At 46.5% G+C, this 18,886-nt stretch carries 18 protein-coding genes; 12 read left to right on the top strand and 6 right to left on the bottom strand.

Translation table 11 applies throughout. The annotated features are described in order from the left end of the window. Nucleotides 1–116: 116 nt before the first annotated feature. Nucleotides 117–599 carry a hypothetical protein gene (locus MHI12_RS16950; RefSeq protein WP_405169827.1) on the top strand — a complete coding sequence of 161 codons (483 nt, stop codon included), beginning with the start codon at nucleotides 117–119 and terminating at the stop codon, nucleotides 597–599. A gap of 43 nt (nucleotides 600–642) precedes the next feature. Continuing rightward, nucleotides 643–1,344, top strand: coding sequence for a M50 family metallopeptidase (locus tag MHI12_RS16945; protein ID WP_062834767.1), 702 nt, complete (start codon nucleotides 643–645; stop codon nucleotides 1,342–1,344). A 115-nt stretch (nucleotides 1,345–1,459) separates the two neighbouring features. Here MHI12_RS16945 and MHI12_RS16940 read toward each other — a convergent pair whose 3' ends face one another. From MHI12_RS16940 to MHI12_RS16920, 5 genes are all read right to left on the bottom strand, one after another. Next, nucleotides 1,460–1,831, bottom strand: a complete 372-nt coding sequence (locus MHI12_RS16940) for a DUF4363 family protein (protein ID WP_405169826.1) — start codon at nucleotides 1,829–1,831, stop codon at nucleotides 1,460–1,462. A 26-nt stretch (nucleotides 1,832–1,857) separates the two neighbouring features. Then, nucleotides 1,858–2,586, bottom strand: coding sequence for a DUF421 domain-containing protein (locus MHI12_RS16935; protein WP_062834765.1), 729 nt, complete (start codon nucleotides 2,584–2,586; stop codon nucleotides 1,858–1,860). A 237-nt stretch (nucleotides 2,587–2,823) separates the two neighbouring features. Further along, nucleotides 2,824–3,687 (bottom strand): SDR family oxidoreductase, encoded by an 864-nt coding sequence (locus MHI12_RS16930; RefSeq protein ID WP_405169825.1) that lies wholly within the window; start codon nucleotides 3,685–3,687, stop codon nucleotides 2,824–2,826. Further along, complete coding sequence (uxuA, locus tag MHI12_RS16925; protein WP_036673719.1) at nucleotides 3,684–4,751, bottom strand: mannonate dehydratase; 1,068 nt, start codon at nucleotides 4,749–4,751, stop codon at nucleotides 3,684–3,686. Before uxuA ends, MHI12_RS16930 begins: the two co-directional genes overlap by 4 nt. A gap of 40 nt (nucleotides 4,752–4,791) precedes the next feature. Beyond that, nucleotides 4,792–5,469 (bottom strand): GntR family transcriptional regulator, encoded by a 678-nt coding sequence (locus MHI12_RS16920; protein ID WP_340020518.1) that lies wholly within the window; start codon nucleotides 5,467–5,469, stop codon nucleotides 4,792–4,794. A gap of 269 nt (nucleotides 5,470–5,738) precedes the next feature. Between MHI12_RS16920 and MHI12_RS16915 the strand changes: the two genes are divergently transcribed. Then, complete coding sequence (locus MHI12_RS16915) at nucleotides 5,739–6,041, top strand: helix-turn-helix transcriptional regulator (RefSeq protein WP_017688208.1); 303 nt, start codon at nucleotides 5,739–5,741, stop codon at nucleotides 6,039–6,041. A gap of 90 nt (nucleotides 6,042–6,131) precedes the next feature. Next, nucleotides 6,132–7,535 carry an aldehyde dehydrogenase gene (locus MHI12_RS16910; protein WP_405169824.1) on the top strand — a complete coding sequence of 468 codons (1,404 nt, stop codon included), beginning with the start codon at nucleotides 6,132–6,134 and terminating at the stop codon, nucleotides 7,533–7,535. A 31-nt stretch (nucleotides 7,536–7,566) separates the two neighbouring features. Here the strand turns inward: MHI12_RS16910 and MHI12_RS16905 are convergent, their stop codons facing one another. After that, nucleotides 7,567–8,478, bottom strand: a complete 912-nt coding sequence (locus MHI12_RS16905; protein WP_221821501.1) for an AraC family transcriptional regulator — start codon at nucleotides 8,476–8,478, stop codon at nucleotides 7,567–7,569. A gap of 221 nt (nucleotides 8,479–8,699) precedes the next feature. Here MHI12_RS16905 and MHI12_RS16900 point away from each other — a divergent pair, with 221 nt between their 5' ends. From MHI12_RS16900 to poxB, 8 genes are all read left to right on the top strand, one after another. Beyond that, the gene (locus MHI12_RS16900; RefSeq protein WP_405169823.1) at nucleotides 8,700–10,889 is read left to right on the top strand and encodes a glycoside hydrolase family 52 protein; all 2,190 of its coding nucleotides are present in this window, start codon (nucleotides 8,700–8,702) and stop codon (nucleotides 10,887–10,889) included. Further along, the gene (locus MHI12_RS16895; RefSeq protein WP_405169822.1) at nucleotides 10,886–13,033 is read left to right on the top strand and encodes an alpha-glucuronidase family glycosyl hydrolase; all 2,148 of its coding nucleotides are present in this window, start codon (nucleotides 10,886–10,888) and stop codon (nucleotides 13,031–13,033) included. The genes MHI12_RS16900 and MHI12_RS16895 overlap by 4 nt, the downstream gene beginning before the upstream one ends. 110 nt (nucleotides 13,034–13,143) lie before the next feature. After that, nucleotides 13,144–14,211, top strand: coding sequence for an NAD(P)-dependent alcohol dehydrogenase (locus MHI12_RS16890; RefSeq protein WP_405169821.1), 1,068 nt, complete (start codon nucleotides 13,144–13,146; stop codon nucleotides 14,209–14,211). A gap of 165 nt (nucleotides 14,212–14,376) precedes the next feature. Beyond that, nucleotides 14,377–14,643 carry an HPr family phosphocarrier protein gene (locus MHI12_RS16885; RefSeq protein WP_026081056.1) on the top strand — a complete coding sequence of 89 codons (267 nt, stop codon included), beginning with the start codon at nucleotides 14,377–14,379 and terminating at the stop codon, nucleotides 14,641–14,643. A gap of 144 nt (nucleotides 14,644–14,787) precedes the next feature. Continuing rightward, a complete protein-coding gene (locus MHI12_RS16880) occupies nucleotides 14,788–15,039 on the top strand; it encodes a type B 50S ribosomal protein L31 (protein WP_062834756.1) in 252 nt (83 codons plus the stop codon). Between the two features lie 148 nt (nucleotides 15,040–15,187). Next, on the top strand, nucleotides 15,188–15,493 hold the full coding sequence (locus tag MHI12_RS16875; protein WP_076215373.1) for a Dabb family protein: 306 nt from the start codon (nucleotides 15,188–15,190) through the stop codon (nucleotides 15,491–15,493). Between the two features lie 151 nt (nucleotides 15,494–15,644). Further along, nucleotides 15,645–16,406, top strand: a complete 762-nt coding sequence (locus tag MHI12_RS16870) for an SDR family NAD(P)-dependent oxidoreductase (RefSeq protein WP_405169820.1) — start codon at nucleotides 15,645–15,647, stop codon at nucleotides 16,404–16,406. Nucleotides 16,407–16,931: 525 nt separating this feature from the next. After that, complete coding sequence (gene poxB / locus MHI12_RS16865) at nucleotides 16,932–18,659, top strand: ubiquinone-dependent pyruvate dehydrogenase (RefSeq protein ID WP_338587061.1); 1,728 nt, start codon at nucleotides 16,932–16,934, stop codon at nucleotides 18,657–18,659. Nucleotides 18,660–18,886: the final 227 nt, after the last annotated feature.

Below are 18,886 nucleotides of genomic sequence, written 5' to 3'. Positions count from 1 at the left end.
ATGCTGAGGAATGGAGTGCCATTCCTTTGCCTTTTTGCAAAGCAGAGAGCACAGTGATGTGCTCTCTCTTTGTTTAATAAGGTGACCGGATCGAGGAGAACAGGAGGACGCATTGCATGAATTTAAATGAGGAACATGAAGTGCTGTTAAGTGAACAGCCTGCCCATCTGTGGAGACGGCGGAAGCTGGAGCTGATGCACTGGACGGAACGTGACAAACATACAGTATCCGCGAAGAAAATAGAGATTTGGAACGGTGTTGAAGTTGATGCCGAACTCGTGAAGGCATTGTCCATACTTCAGAGTGCGGGCGTGAGGACGGAATTTTCATGTGCAGGGGTGAGTCCGCTTGATGAACCTGTCGATCATTCCCTTTATGCTTATGTTACCCTGGTACAAAGTGAGGTTGCAGATCAATTCGTACACTATGCTCTCCGTCGGATGCGGAATCGACTGCTCGTTACGCTAGAGGCCGAAAAGGGCCGCTATGATCTATCTTCTTTTTTCATTGGACACAATCGGAGCTTCTGCTGGTGGATGGAGCACTGTGCCCTACAGTTTGGAAGCCGAAACGAATCGAGTGAAAAAAGCGTAGTATAAAGGATAGGCTTGTTTATTTGAAGGTAAAGGAGGTATTACACGATTGAATAAGTGGGTCAAAACGATACTGTTCCTACTAGGCTCCGTCTTTCTTACACGATTCATCCCATTTTCGTCCTTGTTCCGTAACCTGGATACGATGATTCACGAATTCGGTCATGCACTAATGACACTGGTATTGTCCGGTAAAGTGCTGCGCATTGAATTGTACGCTGATCATAGTGGTGTAACTTACTCTTCCATGCTGACGCCAGGCAGATCGATCCTGGTTTCTCTGGCGGGATATATCAGTGCATCACTGTTCGCCTGGTTATTGTTCTACTTATACCGCAAAGGCTTGCATATGTGGGGACTTGGAATTATGACGGCTGTCGCTCTGGTGTCGCTCCTGTTATATGTAAGAGGGGAGTTCGGCATGTTATGGCTGACCGGGTTCATCGTACTGAACGTTGTTATTATGATTTTTGGTGCCAAGATCGTGAAGTTCTATTATCTGTTACTGGCGTTTCTTACGCTTGAAGAGTCGGTTGTTAGTGCGGTATACGTTGGATTTATGTCCTGGACTCAGCCTTCACGGGCAGGGGATGCAGCGAATCTCGCTCAGCAGACATTCCTTCCCGCGCTATTCTGGGGCACGCTGTTTGCTCTATTTGCACTGTGGTGTGCGAACAGAGCACTCACTCTCTTTTTCCGCAAAGAAGGCACTTCGCGATCGTCACGGTCTCGGGGATTACGAAGAGCGTAACGGATATAAAGTTATATCAAAGTAAAGAAGGCACTTCCTTTCTTCATAAAAGGAAAGTGCCTTTTGTTTATAGACTTACTTCTGATATTCAAGCCTGATATTAAAGATATTGAACCTAATCTCCAAGATTATCCCATAACACATAAAAGTAATAAATCTCTTCCATAATCGCCTTATCATCCTCTGCCGCAACGCCGCCCTTCATCCGAGCAAGGGTCCCCAGAATATCATAAATTGATTCACGCTCCACACTGAACTGAATGCGGTTGACGACTTTATCCCAAGCTTGCATTGCATAATTGATTTGGGACTTGGCTTCAGTCCATTGTTTTCCCTCGACATGTTTCTCCAACATCTGTACAGATTCAAGCAAGCGATCATCGGTACCAAAGGGCTTTTTGAGAAAGGCTCCGCTAGCCATAATTGCAACGAACACAAGAATGAGGAAGATCGGAAGCACATATAACAGCCAGAAACGCGTTTTCATTCAACCGCCTCCTTGATGTAAAGAGTTTAGAAAGGCCCCTCATAATCGCCCATATCGATTTTTTCGGTGATTTTATCCTTGAACAGGTCCACATACAATTTGTCATTGGGTAATATGGCGGCAAAAGCGATATCCTGTATCGTAATGTTTTGCTTTTTCAGCTGCTCACTGAGCCAATTAGTATCTTTGTTTCTTTCCTCCAGATTTTGCTTAATCAGCAGGCCATCAATGATAATTTCGGTCATCAGCTTGCTCTTGGGCGGATGCATATGCATGTCTTTGGCGGTTACCGGTTGATTCTCAGGTTTCAAAACAACTGAGAGGCTGCCATCCGGTTCCAGAATCGCATAATCCAGTGTCGTAATATCAAATACATCCTTTTGCCGTAGCATCATGGTCAATTCATCAAATTTGACTCGCATTTTACTCAAGTTCTGTTCAAGAATTTTACCATTCTGGATGATCAATGTAGGATCAGAGTCCATCAGTTTGGAGATGGTGCGATTCTTCAGCGTAATATACTGAAAGATGATCGTAATGATTGTGAAGATGGTCAAGGCCACAAAATGAATCCACGCCTTGGACGAGAGATCGGTTGCAAAAGTCCCCGCAATGGAACCAATTGTAATGCCGTTAATGTAATCAAAATACGTCAAGTTACCCATCTGCTGCTTGCCCAGTACCCTTGTGTAGATGATCAGGGTCAGAAAGGCAATAATAGACCGTACGGCAACAACCCATGTTTCTTCCATCATATATGTATCACCTTCCTTTATTTCACCGTAGCTGTATTAAGAGGTTGTTTAAAAGTTTGCTTTTGAACACGTATTATAACAAGCTTTTCCTATGCTGGAGGATCTTATGCTTAAACGCAAAAACCGAAACCTGGGTAAGTATCCCAAGCTTCGGTCTCTATGATTCTCTATATTAGTTGAACTGATTCATTTGCACGTAACGGAGGTCTTTCATCGAAGTGTCTGTGTAAGAAATCATTAAACACCAGAATACGCCATAAATCCGCCATCTACGGGAATGACTGTACCTGTGACAAAGCCGGACTGTCTTTCATCCGCAAGCCACATCAATGTGCCAAGCAGGTCTTCCGGTTTGCCAAAGCGGCGCATGGGTGTATGAGCAATAATTTTACTGGAACGCTCCGTAGGTGAGCCGTCTGGTTGCAGTAATAGATTACGGTTTTGCTCGGTCAGGAAGAACCCGGGTGCAATAGCGTTGACACGAATTCCGGATTCGGCCAGATGAACGGCGAGCCACTGCGTGAAGTTGTTAATGGCTGCCTTCGCAGCGCTGTACGCTGGAACTTTCGTCATGGGCGATGGGGCGCTCATGGAAGAAATGTTTATGACAGTAGCGGGAACATCGCGCTCTATCATATGTTTTGCAAAGATCTGAGTGGGGATGAGAGAACCGACAAAATTCAGATCCATCACCTGACGAAATCCCTCTACACTCACATCAAAAAACGTAGTAACATCGCTCTGTTCCAGATCTTCCAATCTGAAAATTTCATTTGTGGTGTTGGCACTGGCGTTATTGCCACCGGCGCCATTGATCAGAATGTCGCATGGTCCGAGCTGTTCCAGTACTGCATCTGCCGCTGCTTGCACACTATCGGCCTGCGTTACGTCACAAGCAATCGCAATCGCTCTGCCACCGGCAGCTTCAATCGCAGCTACAACTTCCTGTCCCTTGGACACAGTGCGGTTCAGGATGGCTACACTTGCACCGTGCCGAGCGAGTTCTTCCGCCATGGAGCGGCATAATACTCCAGCACCTCCGGTGATTACAGCTGTTCTACCTTCGAGAAGAGATGAGCGTTCATATTGACGTTCACTCATGCTTTTGCCCTCCTTTGCAGGGAATCCCAGACGCCCCAGAGATACATGATCCCCAAAGCCCGGTCATAGAGTCCATAACCAGGTCGGCACTGTTCTCCCCAGAGATGACGACCGTGGTCGGGTCTTGCATAACCTTCATAACCGATATCGTGATAAGCCTCAACAACCCCTGCAATATCAACACTGCCATCCTGACTGCGATGTGAGGTTTCGATAAAGTCGCCGTTATCGTAGATTTTGACATTACGAATGTGGGCAAATGGAATCCGATCCTTGAACTCGTGTATCATCCCGATTATGTCATTATCAGCATTCGCTCCCAAAGAGCCACTGCATAATGTCACGCTGTTGTAAGGGCTATCATAAAGATTCAAATATTTCCGAACATTCTCCTGACTTGTAATAATCTTTGGTAATCCAAAGATTGGCCATGGCGGGTCATCCGGATGGATGGCCATTCGAATCCCCAGCCGTTCGGCTGTAGGCATAATCTCTTGCAGGAAATAACGTGCGTGCTCCCACATATGATCCTCGGTTACATCCTTGTAGGCTTCGAACAGACCTGTTAAATACTGCAATCGTTCCGGTTCCCAACCTGGCATGGTGAGTGCGGAGTTTTCCGTAATGCGTCGAACGAGTTCTAAAGGTTCTATATCTGCGAGTTTACTGTGCTCATAGAAGAGGGCAGTTGAGCCATCCTCCATTTCCTTGTGCATATCCGTGCGAAGCCAGTCAAAGATCGGCATAAAGTTGTAACAGATGACCTTCACACCAACTTGAGCCAGTTTCTCCATTGTTTTAATATAGTTCGCAATGTATTTATCCCTTGATGGCAGGCCCAACTTGATATCCTCATGGATGTTCACACTCTCAACGACATCCAGATGTAACCCGGCCTTGTCTGCTGCTGTTTTGACAGCAAGTATTTTGTCCATCGGCCATTCCTCGCCAGCAGGAACATCGTGCAGTGCCCACACAATACCTTCAACACCCGGAATCTGCCGGATATGATCCAGCGTTACCGTATCATTGCCTTCGCCGAACCAGCGAAAAACCATTCTCATCACGTTCACCTCATCATGAATAGTAGGAAGAAAAATTCAGTCATTGAAAATAGGACGGATATGTATCCTGCAGGACAGCCAAATCGGTGACAGTTAAATGCAAGTGTTCCTGCATCAGTCGCTCTGCTGTGTCGGCATCATGCTGCTGAATGGCCTTGACCATAGACCGGTGCTGTTCAATCAGGTGATCCCACTGGTGGTCCGAGGACAGGCGTAACATGCGACTTCGATTCAAATGTACATTCATCTGCTGGATAACAGTCCAGGTGTTGCTTTTGTTGCAGCCTGCAAAAAGAGTGCTATGGAATTCCTCATCCAATTGGAACATTCGTTCATCATCCGGTTTGACCCTGCATTCCTGTTGCCACGCAAGGTTCTGTTCAAGAGCTACCATCTGTTCGTTCGGAAAGTTCTCGCAGGCGAGCCTGATTACGGCTCGTTCGAGCTGTTCACGCATGAACCGTGCTTCCTCAACGAGATCGACCTGAATCAGAGAGACGTATGTGCCGCGCTGTGGATACACTTCCAGCAGACCTTCCTGTGCAAGCCTTACAAAACTTTCTCGAACAGGTGTCCGGCTTACCTGGAACTCCAGCGAAATTTCCTTCTCAGAAATAGCTGTTCCCGGAGGCAATTTCAAACTCAAAATGAGTTGTTTCAGCGTGAAGTAAACGACATCTCGCGATGAGTAAGATTGCTTATTATTCATGGAAGACATATTGCTCGCAACAGGCAACAAACCGGCTTTGGATGATAACTTTGGGGTATATTCCACAACTTCAACTCCTTCAATGACATACTACCATACTTGTATGGTAGTATGGAAGCGCTTTATCGGTATTATATTAAATTTAGTTGATGGTTCACTTGCAGTTCAAGTGATTAAAGAGTACAATTCAGTCATTAGGTTCGAATGTTTAAACTAACAGACATAAAACAGGGAAAATATACGTAGAAATATTGAAGAAATAGTACAGAGGTGAAACCATGGGACAAAAAGCAATTAGCGTTTTTCAAACCTGTATCCCGTTATTTCAGGTGTTAAGTGACAACCATCGTCAATCCATTTTGCTGACACTCACCGAGAAGGGCAGAATGACAGTGAATGAAATTACCGAACAGTCCAGCCTATCCCGACCAGCCATATCTCATCATCTCAAGTTGTTGTTAGAGAAGGGGCTTATATCTGTGGAACAGAAGGGCACACAGCGATATTATTCGGCTTCATTGAATGCATCCGTGGAACTGCTGAAGGAATTGGTAGCTGCTTTGGAAGAAGAGTGTCTGTAGATTAAAAGTGATAAAACATGCTTTTGCATGTGCCTTTTAGGTTCGTAAGTTTAAACGCTTAATCAATAATAAATAGAGGAGTATGTATATATGACAACAACTATACAGGAAGTAACCAGTCAGGAAGTTGAACAGATTTTGGAGCAGCAACGAAAGTTTTTTCGTTCCGGGGCCACAAGATCGGCAGAAGCTCGAATTGCACGTCTGACCCAACTGAAACAGGCCATTCAAAAGTACGAATCCAGACTGACAGAAGCTCTCTATCAGGATTTGGGCAAAAGTGAGTTCGAATCCTACACAACCGAGATCGGATTTATGATGGACAGCATCACACACACTATTCGTAAAGTGAATAAATGGGTGAAACCCGTTAAAGTAAAAACGCAAATGGCACTCCTGGGTTCCAAAAGTTATATTATACCCGAACCCTACGGGGCGGTTCTGATTATCGGACCGTTTAATTATCCTTTTCAACTCTTAATCGAACCATTGGTAGGTGCTATTGCAGCAGGTAACACAGCCGTGCTCAAAGCGTCAGAGAATACACCTGCGGTGTCCGCTGTTGTACGTGAGATGATTGCGAACGTATTTGAACCGGCATACGTACAGGTACTTGACGGTGCTAAAGACACAACAACAGCGCTGATTAACGCGCCATTCGACTATATCTTTTTTACAGGCAGTGTACCGGTTGGCAAGATTGTGATGGAGGCAGCTGCCAAAAATCTCGTTCCCGTTACGTTAGAACTGGGAGGTAAAAGTCCGGTCATCGTGGATGAACAGGCGGATATCAAAGTAGCAGCTGAGCGCATTATATGGGGCAAACTGCTCAATACAGGACAGACCTGTATCGCACCCGATTATTTGCTCGTGCATGAGCGTGTTAAGGAACCGTTAATTACGGAGATGAGAGCAGCGATTGTGTCCTTCTTTGGTTCGGATATCCAGCACAACAAGGACTATGGGCGAATCGTGAATAAGGGACATTTTAAACGTCTGACGACTTTGATTGAGCGGGATCAGGCCAAAGTAATATATGGGGGAGCTTCGGATGAGGAAGATCGCTTCATTGAACCTACACTGATTGATGCGGAGTCCTGGGATGCAGCAACGATGGAAGATGAGATTTTTGGACCGATTCTGCCGATCATTAGCTACCGTAACATTGATGAAGCCATTGTAGAAATCGTAAAGCGGCCGAAACCGCTCGCCTTGTATCTGTTTACTTCCGACACCCGGGTTCAGGACAAAGTACTGCGCGAAGTTTCTTTTGGAGGCGGCTGCATTAACGATACCATCACGCATGTAGCGAATCCGCGTCTGCCGTTTGGTGGTGTTGGTCATTCTGGCGTTGGCTCGTATCATGGGCAGTATAGCTTCGAGACTTTCTCCCATCTCAAAAGTGTACTGAAAAAAAGCACCAAGTTGAATCTGCCGATTCTATATCCACCATATGATAACAAGCTGAAGTTGATTAAGCGTTTGTTGAAATAAATAAGAAAGATGAACAGCCTGCTACTGGACCTTATTCCAGAGCAGGCTTTTCCTGTCGGTAACGGGATGGTGACATGCCGGACCAGCGCTTGAATTGACGACTGAAATGGGCAATATCCTTATAACCAAGCATGACAGCAATATTTTGAACGGACAGCTTCGGATTGCCCAGAAGAAGCTTCGCTTCATGCAAAACCAACTGGGACAATACAGCACGTGGAGATTGACCGAACACCTGCTTGAACACGCGATTACAGTGAGAAGAACTGATGCCCAGCTCTGCTGCAATATCATCAATGCCATAGTGACCGTTGGACTCGTGTCCCTGTTTGAATTGCTGACTCATCAGCCCTTGTAATCGATTACGAATCTGGTGGGCGAGTTCGATCTTCTCGTGTCCGTCGGTAAACCACTGCGCTGCCTCTTGCGAGACCGCCTCCCACAGATGGCCAAATAGTTCAAATACCGCAGATTGAAGCTGCATACGCTGTACCATCGTATTGGCTGTTTCATCATCCGCAGATGACATCAATTTGCGTAAAACCGGCTCAATCTGCTGTGTAACCGGACTATCCGCACTGAATCGCACTTGTTTGATGCGCGCCAGTAGTGATAAGAACAACTGATCATCAATGTCAAAATGCATGCAAAAATACGTGAATCCCTTGCCGTTATGGCTCTGGCTGGAATGAATGCTTCCCGGAGGAATCAGGAGCAGTTCGCCAGCCTTTTGAATGTATAGGGTACCATTCACCATCATGCGTTGCTCGCCTTCCGTGACATAATTCAATTCATATTGAGGGTGCTCATGCGCCGGATAATCCCAGTCCATACCGACACTTCGTAAATGAATGGCGAAAAGATTGACCGTTGTTTGCACATCTGGATAAAAAACTTCATGGACACTTTCTCCCAAAGTAGGAGGCAAGTACGTTGAAGACATGGAAGATCCCCCTTTATTTAGAGGTTGTTCAGTAAAAGTGATTTTGAACACACACTTATATCAAATGGAATGGTTTTGTGTAACCGCTTTAATCTATTATAGTCTATCAGCTTGATTTGGGTAAATATCCGATTGATTTGATCATGGTCTGAGGTGGAACCACGTGTTAGGATGGGGCTAATGAAAACGTATGCATACCATTCTGAGAGGGGTTATGATTCATGAGCACATTCAAATCCATCTTTTATAATGCACATCACGCACCGATTGGTGCTTTTGCGAGTTTTACACTTGGTTACAAAGGTGCCAAAGGCGGGCTGGGTCTTGAACTCGGCAAGCCGGCTGACCAGAATGTATATATTGGATTACAATCTCGCGATGGCGACAATTATCAGGCACTTCCTTTTTATGAAGCTTCCGAGGATGAGAGCAGCCGCTATGATGTAGAAAAGTTGGAGAATGGGGACACGGCGTCGACAACAGCGTCCAAAGTTCCACAACCTCTTATTACGGCTTTTCGCGATGAAGATATTACCCGTGAATTTACCTCAGGTACGGATACGTGGACTGCTGGAGATCTGACGTTTCGTATCTACTCGCCTGTACGTCCAGTACCTGATCCAACGAATGGGGATCGTGAAGAATTAATGGATGCACTCGTACCTGCCGTATTGGTTGAGATGACGATTGACAATACGGAAGGTCAACAACCCCGCAAAGCCTACTTTGGCTATCAGGGCAATGATCCGTACTCTGCGATGCGTCTGATTGGGGGACCGGAAGGTGGCTCCATCACAGGTGTGGGACAAGGTCGACTTACAGCAATTATGTCAGCAGATGACGGACTGTGGCCCGCACGCGGATTTACGCTGGAGAAACTGTTGCAGGAGAAACATCGGGAGAATCTGGCATTTGGACTTGGCTCAACCGCTGCACTACTGATGGAGGTTCCGGCTGGAGAGAAACGTACGTATCAGTTCGCAGTATGTTTCTATTTCGGGGGCATTGTGACGACCGGAATGGACACAACGTATTGGTACACGCGGTACTTTTCCGATATTCAGGCAGCAGGAGAGTATGCACTACAACGCTTTAGTGAGTTGACGGCATCCTGTGGAGAGGTTGAACAGCGCCTTGGATCGGCTGCTTTGACCGAAGATCAATCATTCATGCTTGCTCATTCCATTCACAGCTATTATGCCAGTACTCAACTGCTGGATGCCAATGGTGAGCCACTCTGGGTGGTGAACGAAGGGGAGTATCGGATGATGAACACACTTGATCTGACGGCTGATCAGTTGTACTTCGAGCTTGCCTTGAATCCATGGACGGTGCGTAATGAGCTGGAGTGGTTTGTGAAACGATACAGTTATACGGATCAGGTTCGTTTCCCGGGGGAAGAGAAGTTATATCCGGGAGGAATTACCTTTACCCATGATATTGGTGTTGCCAATGTGTTCTCACGCCCTGGACACTCGGCATATGAGCTGGTTGGCATTGACGACTGTTTCTCACAGATGAGCCACGAGGAGCTGGTGAACTGGCTCTGCTGCGCGACAGTATACATTGAACAGACACAGGATCAGGCTTTTGTGAAAAACATGTTGCCTGTTATCCAGGATTGCTTCGAAAGCATGCTTAATCGTGACCATCCCGACGCTGAGCAGCGTAACGGTCTGATGGGTCTGGATAGCAGCCGTACCCAAGGTGGAGCGGAGATTACAACCTACGACAGTCTGGATGTGTCACTTGGACAGTCTCGCAATAATATCTATCTGGCGGGTAAATGTTGGGCGGTTTATGTTGCATTGGAGAAGCTGTTCGCAACTGAGAAATTGGCGGATCTGTCCCATCAAGCTGGGCTTCAAGCGGATCGCTGCGCTGCCAGTATTGCTGCACAGTTGACTGATGGTGGCTACATTCCAGCTGTTATTGCAGAAAATAATGATTCTCGAATCATTCCGGCGATTGAAGGTTTGGTGTTCCCGTACTTTACAGGCTGTGAAGCAGCACTGGATGTCAATGGTCGTTTTGGACCTTATCTGAAAGCACTCCAAACTCATCTGAAAACGGTTCTTGTACCGGGAACATGTCTGTTCGAAGATGGAGGCTGGAAACTGTCCTCAACAAGCAATAACTCGTGGTTGAGCAAAATCTATTTGTCCCAGTTTATCGCTAGAGAGCTGCTGGATGTGGAATGGGATGAGACAGGCAAGGCAGCAGACGCGGCTCATGTCAACTGGCTGCTGCATCCGGAGGAATCCTACTGGTGCTGGAGCGACCAGATTCTGTCTGGTGTAGCGGTTGGCAGCAAGTACTACCCGCGTGGTGTAACGTCGATCCTATGGTTACTCGAAGGAAAAGGGAATCGCCTTGCACAGATCTATGCCAGCAAGGAGGCGGTACAATGAACCAATCCGTCGTTCAAGCTGCCTTGTCAGGTCCACAATATGATGCGTGGCTGGGGTATCACTCTGAATTGCCAGGAGCGAATGGACTTGCCCAAAAGACGGCTCCTGCATGGAGCAAACTGATACTCGCGGAAGAGAACCATGGAGTAATCACAACAGCGCTGACCGAACTTTCACGGGGACTGGAGAAGTTATATGGCGTGAAACCGTCGGTCAGTCATCTGTCTGATGCTCAGGAAAGTGTACGGGACAGTCATGCTTCCGCTCCCGCAATACGAATCGGTACTTGGACAGGGAGCCATTCCGTGGCCGGGTTGTTCAGCGAGACAGAGCGTTCAACTGTTCAAGGGGAAGGGTACATCATTCGTGAGAACGAGAACGAAGGTGTACTGGTCATTGGATCAGAGACTCCCCAGGGTGTGCTGTATGGTGCATTCCATCTGCTTCGAGAGCTGACAATGGATCAAGGAAGTGCACATGAGGCGGATGACGCTGTGAATAAGTGGAGCTTCATTACAGAGCAGCCAACCAATGCACTGCGAATGATTAATCAGTGGGATAACGTGGACGGCAGCATTGAACGGGGTTACGCTGGAGACTCGATTTTCTACGATAACGGGGAATTCACACTGGACTTGGAACGCATCAGAGATTATGCACGTTTGCTCGCTTCCACAGGGCTCAATGCTATATCGATCAATAACGTCAATGTACACCGCCGTGAGAGTCTGTTTCTGACAGAACGTTATCTTAGTGATGTGGCGAAGGTTGCCGCTGAATTCAGAGCGTATGGTATTCGACTGTTCCTGAGCGCCAACTACGCAAGCCCAATCGAGATTGGTGGATTGCATACGGCAGATCCGCTGGATGCGAAGGTACGGGAATGGTGGAACATTCAAACGGCGAAGGTGTATGCGGCCATTCCGGATTTTGGCGGTTACCTGATCAAGGCAGACTCCGAGAATCGTCCGGGACCGTTCACGTATAATCGTGATCATGCCGATGGTGCGAACATGCTGGCTGAAGCCCTTCGGCCATTCGGTGGATTGGTCATCTGGCGTTGCTTCGTCTATAACTGCAAGCAAGACTGGCGGGATCGTTCCACAGACCGTGCGCGGGCAGCCTATGACCACTTTACGCCGCTGGACGGGCGTTTTGCCGAAAATGTCATTTTGCAGATCAAAAACGGGCCGATGGACTTTCAGGTGAGGGAAGCGGTATCCCCATTGTTCGGCGCTATGGAAAATACAAATCAGGTGATTGAATTTCAGATTACACAGGAGTATACCGGGCAACAACGTCATCTCTGTTATCTGGTTCCCCAGTGGAAAGAAGTATTGGACTTTGACACATACGCTAAAGGCGAAGGTTCAGAGATCAAGCGAATTGCGGACGGTTCTCTGTATAAACGACCATACAGTGGCTTCGCCGCAGTATCCAATATTGGTGCAGATGCCTGTTGGACAGGACATCCACTCGCGCAGGCGAATCTATATGGATATGGAAGACTTGCGTGGAACCCGGAGCTGTCCGCCGAAGAGATTGCTGATGAGTGGGTGAGACTCACATTTGGACATGAAGACGAAGTTGTGCGGCAGGTTACGGGCATGCTTTTGACTTCACTAGATATCTATGAGAATTATACTGCGCCTCTCGGTGTGGGTTGGATGGTTAATCCGGAACATCATTACGGGCCGAATGTAGATGGATACGAGTATTCCAAATGGGGAACGTATCACTTTGCTGATTGTCATGGCATTGGTGTAGATCGAACCGTGAACAGCGGTACAGGATATACGTCACAGTATCACCCTGAGAATGCTGATCGTTATGAGTCCGTAGACACCTGTCCAGATGAGCTGATCTTATTTTTCCATCATGTGCCGTACACCCATGTTCTGCATTCGGGTAAAACGGTCATTCAGCATATTTATGATACACACTTTGAAGGTGTTGTGCAGGCGGAGGCGTTAGCCGAGACATGGAGAGGGCTGGAGGGCAAAATCGACCCGGTTATTTTCAGTAAAGTAGCTTCATTACAGGACAACCAGGCCGAACATGCGAAGGAATGGCGGGACATGATCAATACGTACTTCTATCGGAAGAGCGGCATTGCGGATGAACAAGGTCGAACAATCTATTGAGTGGAATTACGGATGCAGATGAACTTGGCAATTAGGAAGGAAGAAAGAAGATACCTTATTTTCTTTGATGTAGAATAGACAGCATGGACATACATGAGGAGGAGAACCGTATGCGACAACATCAACTGCCCGAGACCATGAAAGCTGCTGTCATGACAGAGCCAGGACACATCATTATTGAGGAACAACCCGTCCCGCAACCGGCAGCGGATGAAGTGTTAATTCAGGTAATGGCTGTCGGGGTGTGTGGCTCGGATGTGCATTATTTTGAACATGGACGCATTGGCAGATTCGTTGTGGAGAAACCGATCATTCTGGGTCATGAGTGTGCGGGGATCATTGCTGCTGTTGGCTCGAACGTATCACGTCTCAAAACAGGGGATCGGGTTGCTATTGAGCCTGGGGTGACTTGCGGACGTTGCACGGCATGCAAAGAAGGTCGTTATAACCTATGTCCGGATGTACAATTTCTAGCGACCCCTCCGGTGGATGGGGCATTTGTACAATACATGGTTATGCGTGAAGATATGGTATTCCCGATCCCGGATCATCTGTCTTATGAGGAAGCAGCTATGAACGAGCCATTCTCTGTTGGTATTCACGCTGCACGCCGCAGCAAACTGGCTCCGGGTACAACCCTAGCGATTATGGGCATGGGTCCCGTTGGACTCATGGCTGTGGCTGCTGCCAAATCTTTCGGTGTAGAGAAGATCATTGTAACGGATCTGGAGGAAGTTAGACTGGAAGCCGCTCGCCGCATGGGTGCCACGCATACCATTAATGTGCGGAATGAAGATGCGCTGGCTGTGATTCGCGAGTTAACAAATGGTGTGGGTGTCGATACCGCATGGGAAACAGCGGGGAATCCGAAGGCGCTACAATCCGCTCTGTATTCACTTCGACGTGGAGGCAAACTTGCGATTGTGGGCCTGCCTGCACAGGACGAGATCGCACTCAATGTTCCATTTATTGCGGACAATGAAGTTGATATCTATGGCATATTCCGTTATGCCAATACGTATCCGGCAGGAATTGAATTTCTGAGCTCCGGTCAGCATGACGTCATGTCCCTGATTACAGATCGTTATTCACTCGAAGAGACACAGCAAGCGATGGAGCGCGCATTACACAATAAAAGTGGTAGTCTGAAGGTCATGGTATATCCGAATGGTATGTAAGAACAACCTGGAAGAGTCCTGCGGTATAGGACTCTTTTTTTGTTTTTTTTGCAAAAAAGTATGGGTCAAGCTCCCATAACATGGTATAATTCATGAAGATTTTAATATATAAATGGATACACACCATATTGGTGAATAAGTACTTAGCGAAAGGAACTGAAGGTTGTGAGAGTACATGAATTTATGATACACGCTGATTTTCATCGGGATGATCTGATGTCGGTATCTTCTCAAGCGTCGCGTTTTTCCTCGGATATTATTTTGTCGTATATGGAGTCTGAGCATGAGCATCGTGTAGATGTCAAAAGCCTGCTTGGAATGGCGTTACTACCCATTCGATATGGTAGTGTTGTCAGATTACAGACAAGAGGCAGGGATGAACTGGAGGCTTTGGAGTACATGTTGAATGTACTGGAGAAAGGGACGGCGTGACACCTGATTAGGTGCAAAATCACAGATATCATATTTTTTTTAGCTATTCCTCAAAACCTGCTGGTACTTTGTCCAAAAAAAGAGTATAATAAAATGTAGTTTGATTCTAAAGAAGTACCCATATTAAAGGAGTGTAAATAGATTATGCCAAAAGTTGACATCCATCCAAAGACACAACTCGTAATTTTTTACGATGCAAGTGCTGATTTCAAATTCCTGAGTTCTTCCACGAAGTTCTCTAACGAAACTATGGAATGGGAAGACGGTAACTCTTACCCAGTAATCCGTGTGGACACTAGTTCCGCATCCCACCCGTTCTTCACTGGTAAACAAAGAAACGTGGATATCGGTGGCCGTGTTGATAAATTTAACCGTAAATACAACATCAACAAATAAGTTTGTCCATACATTACAAAAAAACCTCGGGATTTGTCCTGAGGTTTTTTTGTGTACATTAAAAATTATTCAACCAATTATTGCGCTTACAACACATTCGGATGTACACTAGGAAACGAGTACGAACATATTGGAGGAGGAAATAGAGATGAGCAGCATCACACATATGGTAACGTTTACACTATACGCGGGTAAAGATACGCCGGAGGCCGAAGCCTTTTTGAAGGAAAGTTCGGATGCACTGGCTGTCATTCCTGGGGTAGAGCAGTTTCAGGTTCTGAGACAGGTAAGTGAGAAGAATGAGTTTGACTACAGCTTCTCGATGGTCTTTGCAGATCAGGCTGCGTATGATGCATACAACAATCACCCGGTTCACCGTCAATATGTAGAAGAGCGTTGGGAAAAGGAAGTTAGTCGCTTCCAGGAAATTGATCTTATTCAACATCATAATTAATAGTCTCCACATATAAGAAAAAAGTTGAACTATCATATACAGCATTGAACAATGCTGTATATCTCTCTGAATAACGCGTAATTAATGAGCAAAGATAACATATTATCGAAATCGTTTTCGACCAAACGAATATAAGGAGGTTTTCGCTGTTATGCAATTGGATCTCTCAGGAAAAACGGCTCTGGTTACAGGTGCAACCGGACAACTGGGGAGAGTCATCGCCCGAACGTTGGCAGCCTGTGGCGCCAATCTGGCTCTACATTACATAAATAATGATACCAAGGCTCGGGAGCTTCAAGGTGAGATTGAAGCACTCGGTCGTAAGGCTGTAATTGTACAGGGAGATATTACCAAGCAGGATACAGCATTTCGGATGCGTGATGAAATTCAGCCTGTCCTTGGCGGAGTGGATATCGTTGTTGCCAATGCGGTCATTCAATATGAATGGACAACAGTGTTGGAACAGTCTCCTGAAGATTACTTGAGCCAGTTTGAATCCTGTGTCATGCAGAGTGTGTATCTTGCCAAAGCTTTCATTCCACATATGCAAAATATCAGAGCTGGTCGGTTCATTGGTATCAATACGGAATGTGCAATGCAAAATTTCGCTCATCAATCGGCCTACACCGCTGGTAAGCGTGGAATGGACGGTGTATATCGCGTACTTGCCAAGGAGGTTGGCGAGTATCAGATTACCGTAAACCAGGTTGCACCTGGATGGACAATTAGTGAACGTGATCGGTCCAGTGAGCCTGGACATGATGAGGCATATACGCGTACCGTGCCGCTGAAGCGCAGGGGTGAAGATCAGGAAATCGCCAATGCGGTGGCTTTTCTTGCGTCGGATCTGTCCTCATTTATCACAGGTGCCTATATCCCGGTAAGTGGTGGCAATGTGATGCCTGCTATCTAATGTCCAAGTGGATTTGGAAATTGACATGAAATACGAATAAATTGAGTTCAGCCTTAATGAGGGTGTCCCATAAGTCATGAATTTGACGGGGGACATCCTCTTTGCAGTGTTATTTTTTCTAATGAACCTGACACACGCTATTCGCTCCCATTTGCCGAGATCTGAGAACTAACGAATCACAGAGACACTATTTCGTCGAATCACTGGATTTTTTAGGTGTTGAACCCCTTTTATGACGAAATAGGGTTACTGAGGTTCGTTAAATCTTGCAACGGATGATGATCTGCCTTTTAAGGTGCGGTAGGTTTGTTAGCCATTGGAGCGAGGCGGAATTCTTTTTGAGATATACCCATTTTTTTGGAATTTTGCTAAGAACCAATAAACAGTTTTAAGGGGCATATCTTTTCATATATCCAGAAATACATATGAGTTGGTTCGGGTTTCAGAAGATTGGGGTATAAGAATAGGTATATTAACAGAGTGGAAACATAATCAAAATGAGCAATTAAAGGAGACCCATCACTTATGAAAAAAACAGTCGCGGACGTTCTGGTTGAATCCTTATTGAACGCTGGCATCAAACGCATATATGGCATTGTTGGAGACTCCTTGAATGCGGTACTCGACTCCATTCGTCGTTCTGGGAAGATCGAGTGGATTCATGTACGACATGAAGAAGTAGCTGCATTTGCTGCTGGGGCGGACGCTGAGGTCAGTGGAAGTATCGCTGTCTGCGCAGGTAGTAGTGGTCCTGGTAATATGCATCTGATTAACGGTCTGTATGACTGTCACCGCAATCGTGTTCCTGTACTCGCTATCGCTGCACATATCCCAAGTGACGAGATTGGTAGTGAATATTTTCAGGCGACCCATCCGGAGTATCTGTTTCAGGAATGTAGCGATTATTGTGAAGTCATTACAACAGCCAAACAGATGCCGCGTTCTCTGACGATGGCCATTCAGACAGCAGTTGCACGTTCAGGTGTGTCCGTCGTTGTATTGCCGGGGGATGTAGCAGGACTTGAAGCAGCGGATCTTCCTGTGCCTGAGCATGTGTATCACGCAACCAACCCCGTGGTACATCCCTCTGAGCCTGAACTCGTGAAACTGGCGGAGTATCTTAATCAAGGCAAAAAAATTACGTTATTGTGCGGTGCAGGCTGCGCGGGCGCTCGGGAACCCCTTATGCAGCTCTGTGATCGCTTGAAATCCCCGATGGTTATTGCGCTACGAGGCAAGGAATATTTGGAGTATGACAACCCCTATTCCGTGGGTCTTACGGGTCTAATTGGGTATTCATCCGGTTATCATGCCATGATGGACTGTGATGTATTATTAATGCTGGGAACGGATTTCCCATATCGTCAATTCTATCCCGAAGATGCGAAAGTCCTTCAGGTCGACATTCAATCTTCCCATCTGGGTCGGCGCACGAAGCTGGATTACGGCGTATGTGGGGATGTGAAAGCGACTATTGAAACTTTGCTTCCTTATCTGACAGAAGAACACAGTGACAAACATCTGCGTAAAAGTGTGGATCGTTATGTGAAAGTACGCAAAGATCTGGACGAGCTGGCCGTTGGAAAACCGGGTAAAAAGCCCATTCATCCGCAGTACCTGACCAAGGTCATTAGTGATGCCGCAGCTGAAAATGCCATCTTCACCTGTGATGTCGGCACTCCGACAGTATGGGCGGCCCGTTATATCGAGATGTCTCGTAATCGCAGACTGCTCGGTTCATTCAGTCATGGTACGATGGCAAACGCTTTGCCACAGGCAATTGGTGCTCAGGTCGCTGATCCGGGCAGACAAGTCATCTCGTTGTCGGGTGATGGCGGTATTACGATGCTGATGGGTGATCTGTTGACATTAAAACAGCATAATCTGCCGATTAAAGTTGTGGTGTTTAATAATGGAGCACTCGGTTTTGTTGAGCTGGAGATGAAAGCTGCCGGCTTCCTGGAATCGGGGACAGAGCTTGTCAATCCCAACTTTGCGATGGTTGCTCAGGCCATGGGCATGGAAGGTATTCGGGTGGAGGATCCGGGTGAACTGGAAGGAGCTGTGCAGCGTGCGCTTCAGCATGATGGTCCTGTACTGATTGATGTGGTGGTGAACCGTCAGGAATTGTCTTTACCTCCGAAGATTGATATCAAACAGGCGGAAGGATTCACGTTATGGATGATGAAAGCCGTGCTCAACGGACGCGGGGACGAAATTATTGAATTGGCAAAAACGAATTTGCTGCGTTAAAGTGTCTTGATAAGCGGATATGCACCGTTTGAAGTTGTAGAGATACCGACTTTCAAAGTATTGTTTATGTAAAAGAGGTAAAAGAGGAGCACGTGACAAGACATTATGGTTACGTGCTTCTTGAATAGAATGCTGAAAATGTGACATGTAATATAGTATAAGTACATATTATATGATTTGTTTTTATGTCGAAAGTCTATTAGAATAGGTAAAGTCAGGAAGGTTTT

Origin of the sequence: Paenibacillus sp. FSL H8-0280 (assembly GCF_045040665.1) — a bacterium.
Taxonomy (GTDB): Bacteria; Bacillota; Bacilli; order Paenibacillales; family Paenibacillaceae; genus Paenibacillus; species Paenibacillus xylanexedens_A.
Note: the sequence above shows the minus strand (reverse complement) of the source record. Positions and strands in the feature narration are given on the sequence as shown.